Raw genomic sequence first — 15909 nt, 5'->3', positions numbered from 1 at the left:
TAAGGTTAATTAAAAGAATCTACCTCTATTATCATTAATATCAGCTGTTTCTTCTAAAACTTTAACAATTTGATTTCCTTTACTTTGATATTGAGTTACCATTTTCTTTCTAAATGAATCATAATTCTCTAAATCAACAGGAGATTCACGTTTTGTTACTTTTACAACAAACACTCCTTTTTCTCCAGATATTTTATCTGAAACTTCATTCAATTTAATTGTAGACATTGCACCTACAACAGATGGCTCATTTCCTACTCCAGAAATTAAAGGACTTGATAAGTTAACTAAAGAAGCGTTTCTTACTGTTACACCACTATTTTTAGCAATCTCTTCAAGTGTATTACCTGTCATTTTCTTTGCAATTAAATTAGCTTTTTTCTCTTTTACTAATTCTTTACGAACCTTTAACATTTCACTTGAAGAAACAGAAACTCCAGTTGCACTAGTAACTCCCGTTAATTTTGCAACAGCGTAACCACGTCTTCCACTCATATCAATATCAAACCTTTTAGAATCACCTAATTCTCTTTCTTCTTTAAAAGCCCAAGTAACCATTTGTCTTTGTGCTCCTAAACCAGGTATTTGCTCAGCTAAAACTTTTAAATCTACAGCTGATTGAATTTTGTAGTTATGTTCTTTTGCTACTTCATCAATATCTTTTCCCTCTGCTAATTCTGCATTTAAAGTTTCTGCTTGTTCAAAAATTTTGTTTTCAGTTTCTTCAGAAGCTTCAATTAATCTAGCGAATGTAGCTAATTTAACTGCTTTTTCAGATTTTGTTTGCTCATCAACTCTAATAATGTGAAAACCAAAAGCTGTTTCAACTATATCAATACTACCTGCTTTATTTTTATAAATAAAATTGGCAAAATCTTTATCAAATGATGGAGAAAAAGCTTGATCCTTACGAACCCATCCTATATCTCCTCCTTTACCTTTTGTTCCATCTGAATTTATTTCATCAGCAATTTTGATAAATTTTGCTTTACTTTTTTTAACAATAGTAAATATACTGTCTATAGTTTTTCTCGCTTCTTCTTTTGTTTTTGTAGAAGTTGATCTAGTTGTTCCTACATAAGGTACAATTATATGACTAGCCTTTACAGAATCTGGAATTTGAGTAGTTTCAACTATTTTTGAAATTTTATAAAATCCGTTTTCTTTATAAGGACCAACAATATCACCAATTTCAGCATTAAATACTTCTTCAGAAATTGAAGCTAAAATTTGATTCTTAAATTTATATCCATTGTCAATATTTAAATCTGATTTGTTATCATTTAAAAACTCTTCATTATCTGAAGCATTTTTAAAACCAGCAACTTTAACAGTACTTTTAGCCGCATTACTATATTCCTCTCTATCGTTTATATAGCTAGCAACAATTTTCTTAGTTTCTGCATCATCTGCTTCAGAAGGTAAAATATCAAATTTCACATATTGCAATGATCTTGCAGCTTCAGGCTTATAAAGATTAGCATTCTCTTTTAAATAGTTCTGAACATCATCATTAGAAACTGTAGCTAAACCATCTTCAATAGAAGAATAAGGAACGTATACAAACTGACCGTCCATTTTTGTGTTATTATATAGATAATCACGTTCTCCTTCTTTTAATGAAGCACCTATACCCGCTTTTACTAAAGAAGTGTATGCTTCTCTTTCTAAATTTTGTTTTATGCTTTTTTCCGTAGCTAACCAACTCATCCAAGCTTGAGTGTTTCCAGCATCGGCATCGTCTTTCATATTAGCTATATATTCTTTAAGCTTTTCTTCATCAAATAAACCAGCCTCATTTTTAAACATTGGTGAGTTTTGAATTTCATTTAAAGAAGTCATTGCATCCCAAATATCTTTCTCTCCAACTACAATTCCAGCTTTTTCTAATTGGTCTTGAAAAACTTTTTCTCCAACCATTCCACTCCAAACAGCATTTACTGCCTGCATTTGAGAAACTCTACCTCCACTTTGAGATCTATAATTCTCAACCTGACTTGCAAATTCTTCTCTATCTATCTCTACTCCATTAACTTCTCCTATAGCATTAACCTTACTTGTACTGAAAAACTGCGATATAGAGCTGGGATCTAATACAAATGCAAATAGTGCTAATCCAACAATAAGGATTAGGAACATTGAACGATCTCTAATTTTTGATAAAATTGCCATTATGTTATTTATTTTATTATAGTGTGCGAAAATACAATTAAGTATTTAATTATGAAAGTGAAATTGGTAGAATTAATCAGTAAAAAAGCTTATCGCAAATAATAATTTTAATTAATCTGCTTTGTCAAGAATTTTTAGATAAACTTCGTTAATTTTTGAAGAATCAACACGTAACATTTTAAAATGTAAATCGTTAATTTCAAATATCTCATCTTCCTTCGGAATATCCTCAAGATGATAAACAATAAAACCTCCTAAAGTTTCATATGCTTCGTTTTCTTCTATATTTAAGTTATAGGTTTCATTTAAATAATCTACCTCTAGTCTAGCTGAAAATTCAAACTCTCTTTCATTAATTTTGTTTTCTAATAATTGAACAGTATCGTGTTCATCTATTATTTCTCCAAATAATTCTTCTACTATATCTTCAACAGTAATTACTCCTGAAGTTCCCCCAAATTCATCCAGTACAACAGAAATACTACACTTCTTTTTTGTTAATATGTTTAAAACATTATTTATCATCATACTTTCAGGAACAAATTCAACTGGAAGTAAGATAGATCTAATATTTTTGGGTTTTTTAAATAATTCAAATGCATGAACATAACCTAAAATATTATCAAGAGAATCTTTATAAACTAAAATTTTTGAGTAGCCTGTTTCAATAAATAATTTTTTTAAGTTTGATAATGGCTCATTAATATCAACAGCAACAACTTCAGTTCTAGGAATCATGATCTCCCTTGCTTTTACATTGTCGAAATCTAATGCATTTTGAAAAATTTGAATTTCTGTATCAACTTCTTCATAATCTCTGGCATTTTCTAGTTGCTTGGAAATATAATTTCCTAATTCTATTTTAGTAAATTCCATTTGTTTAATATTCTCTGTGGAATTAAAAAACAATTTCAAGAAAAAATCGGAAAGAAATGTTATAAAACTTGAAATAAAATGAAAAATAATATAGAAAAAATATGCTAATGGCGCAAAAAACCACAACGTTTCATTAGCGTATATCCTAAACAAGGCCTTTGGTAAAAATTCTGCTGTAATTAAAATTACAATGGTTGATATTATTGTTTGAATAAATAATACGGTAAATTCATTTAAAGTTTCTATTGGCAATAGTTGTACCAAAAAGTCACCCATAAAAAAACTATATACTACCAATGCTATATTGTTTCCAATAAGCATTGTTGTGATGAACTTAGATGAATTTGCAGTAAGCCTACTTAAGATTCGAGATGTTAGCCCTTCTTTTTTCTTCTCTAGTTCTACCTGAAATTTATTAGCTGAAACATACGCTATCTCCATTCCCGAAAAGAAGGCCGACAGCATAATTGAAATTAAAATTACAGCTATATCTATTTCCATTTATTGTTTATTTCGGTTTTCAATTCTAGCTCTAAATTTTTTTCTAAAAAAATACATAAACACTGCTAATACAGCAAAAATTAACTGCAAATAGGACTTTGATCTATCAGTATTCCAATTTAAAACTGCTTCTACTAAAAAAATAACAGCTACTACTAAATAACCGTATTCAAATATTTTTGAGATTGTCTTCATTTTATTCTTTTAATTGAATTATTCCGCTTTGATTCTTAACCCACCATAAACTTAAATCTTGAGATGCTTCAAATCCTGTTCCATAAATAGTATCTGACTCGGTGTAAAATACAAACCTTTTTTCTGTAAAAAAATATTTAGATTTTTGATCCCAATAAATTTCAGAAGTTTCTAATTTATTTTTTTTTGCATGATTAATTATAACAACATTATCTCTAATCTCAGAAACTTCTGTTTTATCATAACTTTTTGCATAATCACCTTTAATGGTTGTTGAATCTCCATTTTTTTCAATGGTTGTAATAAACACACCTTCTGGGAATTCAGAATAAGGATGATTAGCCCTATTTCTAAAATCTAACATTATGGGTGCTTTCATTTTTACATCTACTCTACCAGAATCAGTATGTTTCAGATAAATATTATTTGCAACACCTATTGGTAAATTTTTATCAGCTAAAAAGTCTCTAACTTCTTTTGCACTATTAGTACATGAAAAAAACATTGCTATTGAAAATACAATAACAATGTTTCTTACATTATGTACAATTGATTTTGTCATATAACAAATATATCAATTATAATATTTTAATTAAAGGTTTTATGGAACTCTTACAGTTTCGTTAATCCAACATCCGATTGTATGAGATGTTCCTGATTTTACACCAGCTACAAATAAATCTTTTGTTGATGGAACGTTATCTGAATAAGAGTTTATAAATCTGTTAGCTAAAGAACCAATACTTGGATCAACAGATTTTGCTTTTCTTGCTTTATTTAAGGCTGCAACATATACCATTCTTTTAGATACAATATCAGTACCACAAGAATTAGCACTTGAAGCGTACATACTTCCTATTAACAAATATGCTTTCCCCATTGTTGGTTGCTCTTTTAAAGCTTGATAACAATAGCTTCTTGCTTCTGATTTTCTTCCTTTTCTGCTTAAAATTTGAGCTACTTTATATAAATGACCCGCTTTTTTATAAGAATCTGTTTCTTGATCAACAGCTTTTTTGAAGTAATCCATTGCTTTATTGGTTTCACCATTCTTCATTAAAATACCTGCATAAAATACAGATGCTTGAGGTGAAGGATCTGCCTGAACATAAGCTTCTACTAATTCATCATACAAAGGATCATCTGTACATTCTTTATTGTACATTCTTGATACAGCTCTTTTTAACCAAATACCATCAGTTCTAAATTTATCAAAATTCTTTCTGTTAAAAGGTATCAAACGCTCACAAGTTGAAATTGTAGCTAATTTTTGATCCAATCCACTTTCTACAATAGATAAATTTGTAGTTAATTGTTGATATATTTTTCTATTCTTTACGTCTTTAGAAGAAATCTTCGTAGAGTCTTTAGCATTAATAATCCCAATTTTTTTAGAATAATACTCTCTCTTCAACTCAACAGCTTCACCAACCTCATCATAAGTATCAAACACTTTTTGAGTATCCGTATCTTTATATTTATTTAAAATAATATCAAAATACTTGTAAATATTTTTTGGAGATAATTCTATAGGGTCTTCTTTAAATGTTTTTTCTAACCAAACATAAACTTCATCATCTGTAGCTCCTTGTTCTCTTTTAAAAGAAGCAATATCATCATATATAGCTGCTTTATCTTTAGGGAAATGCTTTAATCTTTGAGTGTAAACTCGCATTACAAGTTCAGTTGCCGCTGGTTTATCAGCTGCAGAAGCATTTTCTAGTTTATTCTCTGCAATTTTAACTCCATATTTATAAATATTTACAGATAATGTAGGACAATTATCCATACACCACAACCAATTCTCATATGCATTTTCATAGTTTTTAGCATTGTAATCCCCTTTAAAAAGGTTATACTTAATTGTACAATCTGCATTCGCTTGTGCAAAAACAATTGGTGCTGAAACTAATAAAAATAACAAGGTTAATACATGTCTCATTTTTTTCATTTTCTTTCTTTTTAATTAAAATATTTCTCGTTTTTTAAACCATTTATCATTTAATGAAAAACTCACTCTAAAGTTAAAATAATTTTCTTCAATCAAACCTTTTGTAATTTCTCCTCTTTTTCCAAATTCAAAACCTAGGTTCAAGTTTGATAATTGATTACTTACTGGTAGTCCTACTCCAAAAGATATGCCAAAATCATCTATTGCTGTAAAATCGTTCCCAATACCACTACCATTTACCATTAAACCAGTTTTCTCTAATTTCATTCCTGCTCTATAAGTAACTCTTTCCCAATAGCTATTTATTGAATTAAATTTAGGTGTATAAAAACCTCCTATAGAAATTTTGCTATACTTATCATAAGCAACCTTTGAATAATTATTATTTATACTTCCTTGTAATTCAATTGCATCTTGAAAACTATAATCTACTCCTGCAAACCATTTATTATCTTTTCCAAAACCAACACCTAATGAAGTTTTTAATGGTGATTTTATCACACCATCACTTTGAACAGTCATAATTGTATCTCTTGGTATTGTAGCCAAAGATACAGAATAAATATATTCTTCATCATCGGCATCAGTATCCGATTCTAAATCAAAATTTGCTCCAAGGTATAAATCAAACTTATCTGTTATTTTTCTTTTATATTGAAAACCACCAGTTAAGGCCAAACCTTTAACATTAGATTTGGTTTCATATTTTGTACCTAAAGCAACATCTCTATGCTGATATAATATACTATTCTCTACGTCTCCAAAAATATAGTTACCTTGTAATCCTACGCTGAACCCTTTAAAAACCTTAAAACCAACTCCTAAAAATACTTTATTAGTTCCTCCTTCTCCTTCGTACAAAGTAGCTTCACTTATTTCATCTGAAGAATCTAAAACATTACTTGTTAATGAATATCCTACAGAAGTATTTGGCAACAACCCAAAGGATAATCCTGCATTTTTTCCCAATGGTACACCCATTGCTATGTATGAAAGATAAGTAGATGCTCCTTTCTCAGAGTTTACACCATCTTTTGCTGTAAGATTAATATTTTCTATTGCTAAAGTATATGTAGTAAAGTTTAAAGAAGATAAAGATGCTGGGTTTGAAAAATTCAATCGAAAAGTTTCTCCTAAAGATACTCCAACCCCACCCATACTAATTTGTTCAACAGTATTTGCATTATTCTTGTCTCCAATTCCAAAAAATGAATATGCCGAAGCATTATTTTTTTGAGCAAAACTGATAACCGACATAAATAGTGTTAATACTACTATTATTTTTCTTATCATTTATTTTAAATTATAGGTCAAAATTGTATTTAATCCTTCAAGCAAAAAATTAGGATTGGCAAATATGCTATTTTTTAATTTATTTGACAAGAAATTAGCATCTCCTCCTGTTAAAACTACTGTTAATTCTTTATTTTTTTTTCTATAGTCTAAAACCGCACCATCAATTTCATTTATAACTCCGTTAATTATCCCTGAATGAATACTTTCCTCCGTTGAGTTTCCAATTCTTTCAGTTGGCATTTTAGGTTTTAACAATGGCAATTTATGTGTAAATTGATTTAATGATTTATATCTTAAAGATATTCCTGGTGAAATTGCCCCACCAATGTAATAGTTTTCATTATTAACAAAATCATAGGTTATACATGTTCCCGCATCTATTATAAGCACATTTTGATTCTTGTAATTTGCAATTGCAGATGCTACTAATGCAATTCTGTCCACTCCAAGTGTTTTTGGAGTAGAATAATGGTTTTTAAATGGGATTTTGGTATCTGAATTAAGTTCAATTAGGTTAATTTTTGATTTAATTTCATCAATTTCATTTTTTTTTGCATTTCCTACAGAAGAAATTATTGCATCAGTACAACTATAATTTTCAAGTATTTTCAACACCTTTTTCACGAAGTTATTTTTCGTAATCACTTCATTATAAATTAATTTGCTATCATTAAAAACCGCAACTTTAATTCTAGTATTCCCTATGTCAATAATTAAGTTCATCAATAATTTTAAATTAGTTTCAAAAATACGACAGATTTTTTAAAAAATGTTTGGATTAGAATAAAAATTGTGCTTATATTTGCAACCGCTAAAGCGATGGTGCCTTAGCTCAGTTGGTAGAGCAAAGGACTGAAAATCCTTGTGTCCCTGGTTCGATTCCTGGAGGCACCACCATAAAAACCCGAACTTTAGTTCGGGTTTTTTATTTTTAAATATCTCACAAAAAAAAAGCTATTGATTAAAATCAATAGCTTTTTTAATAAATTTTTATTTTTATTAATCGTCTAAATCAATTGACAGATCTACATCATCTATATCAGAATCAGGATTAATTTCTAGATCTTCGTCTTCCTCTTCATAATTATCCATTGAATCAACAAGCTCATCACTTATTTTAACAAGGTATACCGTATCTTCAGTTTGCACCTCTACAGCATCAACATATTTTCCTTTAGGATTCGTAAAATGGACAATATCTCTGATCCCATAGCCATCAGGAAACTTTTCTACCAATAAATTTAAAATTTCTGGTGTCAACTTTTTATAATCTACTATTACTCTCTTCAAAATAAATACCTTATAATTTGATTTTAAATTCCTTTAACTTTTCGTTTAATTTTTATTTGAACTTCTCAAATATAAAAAAATAAATGACTGAAAAAATAAAGAATTAAAAAAATATAATTTTTTATTTAACATATATACATAAAAAAAACCAAGATTTCTCTTAGTTTTTTTTATGTATATATGTTATAAAAATAGCTTTACAGCATTTTAAGATTGTTTACTTCCATTTCTGTTAAATGTCTCCAATGCCCTCTTGGCAAATCTTTTTTAGTTAACCCGGCAAAAATCACTCTATCTAGTTTTGTAACAGTATAATCAAAATGTTCAAATATTCTTCTTACAATTCTATTTCTTCCTGAATGAATCTTAACTCCAACTTCACTTTTAGGTTGATTTATTATATAAGAAATTTCATCAACTAAAACCCTACGTTCATCTAAAACAAATCCTTCTCCAATTTTATTTAAATCGGCATTGGTTAGCTTTTTATCTAGGGAAGCGTGATAAATTTTTTGAATATTATGTTTAGGATGCGTAAGCTTCTTAGCTATTTCTCCGTCATTTGTAAATAACAAAAGACCTGTTGTATTTCTATCCAATCTTCCTACCGGATAAATACGCTCTTTTGAAGCGTTACCCACAAGTTCCATTACTGTTTTACGTCCTCTATCATCATCCATTGTAGTAATGAAATTTTTAGGCTTGTTTAACAGCACATATCTTTTAATTTCTGGACTAATTAAAGACCCGTCAAATCTTACTTCATCAGTAGGCATAACTTTATAGCCCATTTCTGAAATAATTTTTCCATTTACAGATGCATTTCCAGCTGCAATGTATACATCAGCTTCTCTTCTTGAGCAAATACCCGAATTAGAGATGTATTTATTCAATCGAATTCCCTCTGAAGGTTCTGATTTAACAACTACTTTTGGTCTTGAATTTGTTTCTGGTTTATTTCTAAAATTCTTTTTTGATCTAAAATCTTTACCAGATGATTTGCGAGGATTGCTATTACTAGCTTGTCGTCCTCTCGACGAGTTTTTCTTTGATTCCATTATTATTATTTTTTTGCAAAAATAACTTTAATCTCTTAATAATCTAGCAAATAGATAACAAATTAAGCTAGTATTTTATCTTGAAGAAAACTATTATAATAAAACCTGAAATAACTTTCTTATTTCAAAACCATAAATTTTATCATTTTTATAAAAAAATAAGTAGAAGAAAATTACTTATATAAAGTAACATAATAGAAAACTTAGATAAAATAATAATTGTTTTGAATTTTTCTAACCAATTAATAACTTGTTAATTATTACTGAATAATCAATTAAGGCTAAACTACAGACTCCCGCAAATATTAAAAATTTCAACACTAAATGAAGGTACTTGTATCTCTTCTTGGTTTTTGAAAACCATAAACCAATTACAAATAATGTTAGTAATAAAATACTTCCATAAAAATAATATCGCATCCCGCCAATTTCCGGGTATTTCATTAAAAAGTAAATTGGATTTAACGTTAATAAAACTAATATTGTAATTAATATTTTTGTAAAATGCTCCCCATATTTTACAGCTATTGTTTGATAATTTTGAACAAAATCACCTTGTATTCTCTCTAAATCCTTTACTAATTGACGAATTAACAATATAAAAAATAAGTAAGCTGCATGTGTAAATATTATATCTGAAAAATTTTTATAGTAAACAAAAATTGCAAAAAAAGGTAGTATTTCTAAAATAGCAACAGAAAATAATCCTGTTAAAGGATACTTTTTTAATTTATGCGAATAAAACCATATTCCAAAAATATAAATAGCAAAAAAAAGTCCAGCTTTCCAAGAAACTAACAATCCAATACCAACTCCAATAAAATTTAAAACAAAATAAATTTGAAGTTTAATTTTTTGACTTACAATTGAATCAATCTTAGATTTTATAGGCTTATTAATTCTATCTGATTCTGAATCATAAAAGCTATTTATTATGTAACCTCCAGCAATTACACAAATTGTAGATAAGACAATAAAATACAAATGAACATCTAAAAAAACGTACTTTAATGATTTTTGAGGTGAAAAAATAAAAATTGATGCTAAATACTGAGCCACAATAATTAAAAAAATATTATATCCACGAACAACAGAAAAAAGACTTAATATTTTAATATATAAAGGTCTATTCTTTTTACTATTATTTTTTGAAATCTCTAATAAATCCATAGAAAAATAACCTCAATTAAAATCGATATACCAATTCTAGTTTGAAATTTTTTAAAACCTCTTTAGTTTTATCAAAATCTTGTGTAAAACCTAAAATGTAACCTCCACCACCAGAACCACAAAGTTTTAAATAATAATCGTTAGATTCTATCCCTTTTTGCCAAACATTATGAAATCGTTGAGGAATCATTGGTTTAAAATTTTCTAAAACAACCGTTGATAAACTTTTAACATTACCCAAAAGTGATTTTACATTTCCATGTAAAAAATCATCAATACAAGCATCAGTATGTTTTGCAAAATCTTCATTTAACATTTTTCTGAAACCTTCATTTTTCATTTTATTCATAAAAATGTTAATCATAGGCTCAGTTTCGCCCATAATTTCTGAATCTAATAGGAAAACAGCACCTTTACCCTCTTTTTGAGAAGGAATTCCAGTAGCCTCTAAATTATCTTTTGAATTAATTAAAATTGGAATACTTAAATAAGAATTAAGAGGATCTAAACCAGAACTTTTACCGTGAAAAAAAGATTCCATTAAAGAAAATATTTGCTTTAATTTCAACAATTTATCTCTTGTTAAATTTTCTAAAACAGTTATCTTATTCTCTGCATATTTATCATAAATAGAGGCAACTAAAGCTCCTGAACTCCCAACACCATACCCCATAGGAATACTAGAATCAAAATACATTCCTTCTTCAACATCTGCTTTAAATTCATCTAAATTAAAAACAACCAAATTAGTTTCTAATTTAGTTAAATAATTGTAAAATTTTAAAAGGTTTTTTGTAGATTCTATGGCCTCTACGGAAGACTTCTCAGACTTCTTTAAAGCTCCTTGATAACTATTATATGGTATTGCTAATCCTTTAGAATCTTTAATAATTCCATACTCTCCAAAAAGTAAAATTTTTGCGTAAAAAAGTGGTCCTTTCATAGATGTTATATCTTGGATAATCGTTTTGCCCCAAATCCAATTCTATCACAAATATAATGATTTTCTTGACAATATTGAATTAACTCACTTGTTATAAAATTGTTAACAGCGTCTTTTTCAACTTCTGGAAATAAAATATGAACGTTTGCACCTGCATCTAACGTAAAACAAATGTTACTATTTGTCTCTGATCTAAAAGCCCAAATTTTGTTAATTATTTTTAATGTATTTGGTTTCATTAAAATAAAATAAGGATTACTTGTCATCATCATTGCGTGTAAACTCAGGGCTTCACTTTCAACAATTGCAATAAATTGTTTTAAATCTCCATTTTGAAGCACTTCAGATAATTTTGAAATATTATCGTTTGCTTGTTTAAATCGTTGCTCTGCAAATGGGTGACCTTCCATTAATTTATGCCCAATTGTACTTGAAACTTGTTTCTCTCCTTCGTCTACTAATAAAATAGTATCGTGGTAATTTTTAAAGTTTTTGTGTACTTTGTAAGGGTACTTTACACCAAATAAATTTGAACTCCCTTCAATACCATTATGATTTCCCCAAACAATTAATTCTCCCTCAATACTTCTACAAGCACTACCTGAACCTAAACGGGCTAAAAAAGATGCTTTTTTATTAAAATATCCATCTGTTATTTCCGGCTTTAACTCTTTCTCAATACTCATTATACACAACGCTAAAGCACTCATACCACTCGCGGAAGAAGCAATACCACTGCTATGAGGAAATGAATTTCTAGATTCAATTACAAAATCAAAATCTTTTAAAAACGGAACATATTGTTCTACTCTTTTGAAAAAGGTTTCAATTTTCGGTTTAAAATCCTCTTTCTTTTCACCTTCAAAATAAACTTCAAAATTAAAATTACTCGAACCTGATTTACGTTCCTTGTATTTTAAAGTAGTTAAAGTAAAACAAGCATCTAATGTAAAACTCACTGAAGCATTTTCAGGAATTTGAGGTTCTTGTTTCCCCCAATATTTAACTAATGCAATATTACTTGGTGTTTTCCAGATTACACTTCCATTAGAAGCTTTTTTTGTGTCAAAATTGGATAAAATGAAATCGGTTTCAGTCAAAACAAAAATTTTGAACAAAGATAACTCTTTTAGAGATTAGAAAAAAGAGCAAAAAGAAGAGACTCTTTCAATAATACACGTTAATAAACTAAACATTTTCTAATCTAAGTAGCACATCTTTTTTATAACTTCTACTTATTGGCAATGCTTTTTTATTAATCTCAATAAACTCGTTTGTAAAAGACTCTATTTTAGGAATTGAAACTATATAAGAACGGTGTATTCTTAAAAAATTAGACTTGGGTAACTTAGCTTCAATATTTGAAATAGTTTCTCGTGTAATAATTGTTTTATCTGCGGAAATAATTTTAATATAGTCGCTAAAGCTTTCTACATAGTTAATTTCAGCAAAATTTACTTTTACCATTTTTCTATCTGCACGCACAAAAATAAAATCATTTTTTTCCAAAGTAATTTCTGAAGTCTTAGCTACTTCTACTACACTATTTTCTCCAAGATATTTATTAACGGCTTGCAACAATCTCTCAAAAGAGATTGGTTTTAATAAATAATCAACAGCTTGTAAATTAAACCCGTCTATAGCATACTCTCTGTAAGCTGTTGTAAAAATTACCTTAATATTTTTATTGATTGATTTTGCAAATGAAAGCCCCGAAATTTCAGGCATATTTATATCTAAAAAAATTAAATCTATTTGATTTGAATTAATTTCATTAAAAGCTTCAATAGCATTTTTACAAGTAGCAACTACATTTACAGCATCTACTTTTTGCAAATGGTTTTCTAAAATTTCACGAGCCATTGGTTCGTCATCAACAATAATACAATTACATATTTTGTTCATTGTTCAACCCTTTTAAATTACTTATTATTAATTGCACCTTAAATTTATTCTTACTTTGATCTATTATAATTCTATGAGCATTTGGATACAACATTTTCAATCTTTTTTCTATATTCTCTAATCCAATACCTCCATCTGTATTATTATCTTCTAAAAATGTATTTTCAATTTCAAAGAACAATTCGTTCTCTTTAGTTTTAAGCAAAATATTCACGTTTAACTTCCCTTTAATAATAGCACCATGCTTAAAAGCATTTTCAACAAAAGGAATTAATAACATAGGAGCAATTTGAGTATTTTCATTTTCTATATCCGTTTCTATTTCAACTTCAAGAGTATCATGAAATCGCATTTTTTCAAGAGAAACATAATCTAATAAATGATTAACCTCATCTTGCAACAAAACACTTGGCTTTTCTATTTGATATAAAATATAATCCAATAAATTAGACAGCTTTAATATCATTTCAGGTGCTTCATCTGCTTTTTTCAAAGCAAACCCATAAATTGTATTTAAAGAATTAAATAAAAAGTGAGGATGAATCTGCATTTTCAAAAACTTTAATTCTTGTTCTTTTAGCTCTAACTGTGTATTTAAAATTTTACTGTTCAAACTTTCGTTCTTCACAATTGACTTATAATTATGCATTACTAAACTTAAAGAGACCATAATCAACACTACAAAATACACCCCTAAAATAATAAACGGCAATGTTTTGGTTAACGGAACAGTATCCAGCTCTTTATAACCTTCGGAATATATTAATCCATATAAAATGGATAAAAGAATAATAAATACAGAAAAAACAAACGTGTAAAAACTGTACAAAATAAAGTGCAAATACTTTTTTGTAAGTAAATAATTAGGTATTAAATAATAGATTAAAAAGTAACTAACTAAAATAGTGGGAGGCAATAAAAACCCAGAAAAGAGATTAACATACTTTATATTTGAGCTACCATAACCTAAAAAGTATGCATAAAAATAATAGATTACTACCCAAAACATAATATGACCTACTATGGTTAAAAAATATTTTAAAATACTATTCTTACTATTCATAAAGTGCAATATGCAATTATTGTTAAAGCTACCATTATTTTATCGACAGAAATAGAGAACACCACCTCTTTCTACAAGTTTTCAGCTTTATTTTACAAATTTCTTATTTAATCTGTAGATTATCGTAACTTTCTTGTTAAATATCGCATTTAAAATTAATTGATTAACTAACAATTTACTTTTGATTTATAATTTTAAAAAATCATATTATGTTATTAGCTTCACTAAGTATTAAACCTTTAATTGGAAACCCTTTTATTGCAAGATTAAATGAAGGCGGACCATTATTTATGTACACAACACTTTTTATTTTAATTGTAATTATAGCTCTTTTAATAAGAGGTTTTGTAAAGCCTTCAACACGAGACAAAACTGTTACATTAGTTAGTTCTATAAGTTTATTTGTATTGGTTTGGGGTTTTTTAGGACAAATGTTAGGTTTTATATCTGCTTTTGATGCTTATCAATCTACTAGTGATATTTCGCCATCTATGCTAGCTGGAGGTTTAAAAGTTGCCATACTTTCTCCGTTGTTTGGGGCGATTGTATTCCTAATTGCTAGAATTGGAATTATTATTTTGAATATTTTAAAAAAGTAATCTAAATAAAACAATTACAATATCTGCCTTTTTAGTTATTTTTACACTCTATGAAAATTAAAAAGGCTTTTGTTTTATTAAACGGTTTAGAACCTTCTATTTTCCCAGATTTATCTTCATATGATATTGTTTGTGCTATTGATGGCGCCTACAATCATTTTGAAAAAAACAATATAGTTCCAGATTTAGTTACAGGCGATTTCGATTCTATTCATAAAATCCCAGATTCTGTTGAAGTTATAAATACACCTGATCAAAACTTTACCGATTTTGATAAAGCATTAATGATATTAAGGGACCGTGATTTTTTTAATATTGATGTTTATGGGGGAAGCGGTAAAGAACACGATCATTTTTTAGGAAACATTAGTACGGCACTTCAATGGAAAGCAACATTAAACATTTCGTTTTTTGATGATTTTGGCAAGTACTTTTTTATTGAAGAAAGTATTCAACTTAACAATATTAAAGGTAGAAACATATCATTAATACCTTTTCCCATTGCTGAAGGAATACACACCAAAGGATTACATTACCCTATAACAAATGGCACCCTTGTTTTTGGCAAGCGAATAGGAACTAGAAATAAAGCTAGCGATAATAATATTAAAATTTCATACAAAAAAGGAGACCTTTTAATTTACATTAGCAATGAATAGAAAATTAAAACTTATTTGGGATTTTCGTGGACCAGCTTCACAAAAAACAGCAGAACACCATTGTATTCACTTAAAAGAATTTGCCAACATAGAAAATCTACATTTTTATGAAGTAGATTTTAATATAGTTTCTGAAATGCATACCATTGCTTTTATTACTGTTGATGAAGTTGATATGAAAACCTATAGAGATGCTTTAAAACCTCATCGTGGCCAATTGGCTGAATAATT

At 28.1% G+C, this 15909-nt stretch carries 17 protein-coding genes and 1 tRNA gene; 4 read left to right on the top strand and 14 right to left on the bottom strand.

The features are described 5' to 3' along the window. Window positions 1-9 precede the first annotated feature (9 nt). The 7 genes from DAD81_RS01655 to DAD81_RS01625 all read right to left on the bottom strand — a co-directional run bounded on the left by DAD81_RS01655 (window position 10) and on the right by DAD81_RS01625 (window position 7714). Window positions 10-2172, bottom strand: a complete 2163-nt coding sequence (locus tag DAD81_RS01655) for a peptidylprolyl isomerase (RefSeq protein WP_111706487.1) — start codon at window positions 2170-2172, stop codon at window positions 10-12. Window positions 2173-2283: 111 nt separating this feature from the next. After that, complete coding sequence (locus DAD81_RS01650; RefSeq protein ID WP_111706486.1) at window positions 2284-3549, bottom strand: hemolysin family protein; 1266 nt, start codon at window positions 3547-3549, stop codon at window positions 2284-2286. Next, entirely contained in the window at window positions 3550-3744 is a 195-nt protein-coding gene (locus DAD81_RS01645; protein ID WP_111706485.1) for a hypothetical protein, read from the bottom strand. It lies immediately after the preceding gene. A gap of 1 nt (window position 3745) precedes the next feature. Beyond that, entirely contained in the window at window positions 3746-4306 is a 561-nt protein-coding gene (gene lptC / locus DAD81_RS01640) for an LPS export ABC transporter periplasmic protein LptC (RefSeq protein ID WP_111706484.1), read from the bottom strand. Window positions 4307-4345: 39 nt separating this feature from the next. Further along, window positions 4346-5695 carry a tetratricopeptide repeat protein gene (locus DAD81_RS01635; RefSeq protein ID WP_111706483.1) on the bottom strand — a complete coding sequence of 450 codons (1350 nt, stop codon included), beginning with the start codon at window positions 5693-5695 and terminating at the stop codon, window positions 4346-4348. A gap of 15 nt (window positions 5696-5710) precedes the next feature. Next, window positions 5711-6988, bottom strand: coding sequence for a hypothetical protein (locus DAD81_RS01630; protein WP_111706482.1), 1278 nt, complete (start codon window positions 6986-6988; stop codon window positions 5711-5713). Continuing rightward, complete coding sequence (locus tag DAD81_RS01625; RefSeq protein WP_111706481.1) at window positions 6989-7714, bottom strand: type III pantothenate kinase; 726 nt, start codon at window positions 7712-7714, stop codon at window positions 6989-6991. Window positions 7715-7812: 98 nt separating this feature from the next. Between DAD81_RS01625 and DAD81_RS01620 the strand changes: the two genes are divergently transcribed. Next, a tRNA-Phe gene (locus tag DAD81_RS01620) sits at window positions 7813-7888 on the top strand. 102 nt (window positions 7889-7990) lie between these two features. Here DAD81_RS01620 and DAD81_RS01615 read toward each other — a convergent pair. The 7 genes from DAD81_RS01615 to DAD81_RS01585 form a co-directional block, all read right to left on the bottom strand. After that, a complete protein-coding gene (locus DAD81_RS01615) occupies window positions 7991-8281 on the bottom strand; it encodes a hypothetical protein (RefSeq protein WP_111706480.1) in 291 nt (96 codons plus the stop codon). 197 nt (window positions 8282-8478) lie between these two features. After that, window positions 8479-9339, bottom strand: a complete 861-nt coding sequence (locus DAD81_RS01610; protein ID WP_111706479.1) for a pseudouridine synthase — start codon at window positions 9337-9339, stop codon at window positions 8479-8481. Between the two features lie 234 nt (window positions 9340-9573). Beyond that, window positions 9574-10509 (bottom strand): geranylgeranylglycerol-phosphate geranylgeranyltransferase, encoded by a 936-nt coding sequence (locus tag DAD81_RS01605; protein ID WP_111706478.1) that lies wholly within the window; start codon window positions 10507-10509, stop codon window positions 9574-9576. 16 nt (window positions 10510-10525) lie between these two features. Then, window positions 10526-11452 carry a mevalonate kinase family protein gene (locus DAD81_RS01600; RefSeq protein ID WP_111706477.1) on the bottom strand — a complete coding sequence of 309 codons (927 nt, stop codon included), beginning with the start codon at window positions 11450-11452 and terminating at the stop codon, window positions 10526-10528. Between the two features lie 5 nt (window positions 11453-11457). Then, complete coding sequence (locus tag DAD81_RS01595) at window positions 11458-12552, bottom strand: diphosphomevalonate/mevalonate 3,5-bisphosphate decarboxylase family protein (protein WP_111706757.1); 1095 nt, start codon at window positions 12550-12552, stop codon at window positions 11458-11460. A gap of 88 nt (window positions 12553-12640) precedes the next feature. Further along, complete coding sequence (locus DAD81_RS01590) at window positions 12641-13357, bottom strand: LytR/AlgR family response regulator transcription factor (protein ID WP_111706476.1); 717 nt, start codon at window positions 13355-13357, stop codon at window positions 12641-12643. Next, window positions 13341-14420: a sensor histidine kinase gene (locus DAD81_RS01585; RefSeq protein WP_111706475.1), complete on the bottom strand. Its 1080-nt coding sequence runs from the start codon at window positions 14418-14420 to the stop codon at window positions 13341-13343. The genes DAD81_RS01590 and DAD81_RS01585 overlap by 17 nt, the downstream gene beginning before the upstream one ends. 209 nt (window positions 14421-14629) lie before the next feature. Here DAD81_RS01585 and DAD81_RS01580 point away from each other — a divergent pair, with 209 nt between their 5' ends. The 3 genes from DAD81_RS01580 to DAD81_RS01570 are packed head-to-tail and all read left to right on the top strand — an operon-like array spanning window position 14630 to window position 15907. Further along, complete coding sequence (locus tag DAD81_RS01580) at window positions 14630-15019, top strand: MotA/TolQ/ExbB proton channel family protein (protein ID WP_111706474.1); 390 nt, start codon at window positions 14630-14632, stop codon at window positions 15017-15019. A gap of 50 nt (window positions 15020-15069) precedes the next feature. Next, window positions 15070-15678 (top strand): thiamine diphosphokinase, encoded by a 609-nt coding sequence (locus DAD81_RS01575; protein ID WP_111706473.1) that lies wholly within the window; start codon window positions 15070-15072, stop codon window positions 15676-15678. Then, window positions 15671-15907 (top strand): hypothetical protein, encoded by a 237-nt coding sequence (locus tag DAD81_RS01570; RefSeq protein WP_111706472.1) that lies wholly within the window; start codon window positions 15671-15673, stop codon window positions 15905-15907. Before DAD81_RS01575 ends, DAD81_RS01570 begins: the two co-directional genes overlap by 8 nt. Window positions 15908-15909: the final 2 nt, after the last annotated feature.

Origin of the sequence: Lutibacter citreus, from assembly GCF_003260195.1 — a bacterium.
In the GTDB taxonomy this organism is placed as follows: Bacteria; Bacteroidota; Bacteroidia; order Flavobacteriales; family Flavobacteriaceae; genus Lutibacter; species Lutibacter citreus.
The sequence above is the reverse complement of the archived record's forward strand: the minus strand, read 5'-3'. Positions and strand labels throughout refer to the sequence as shown.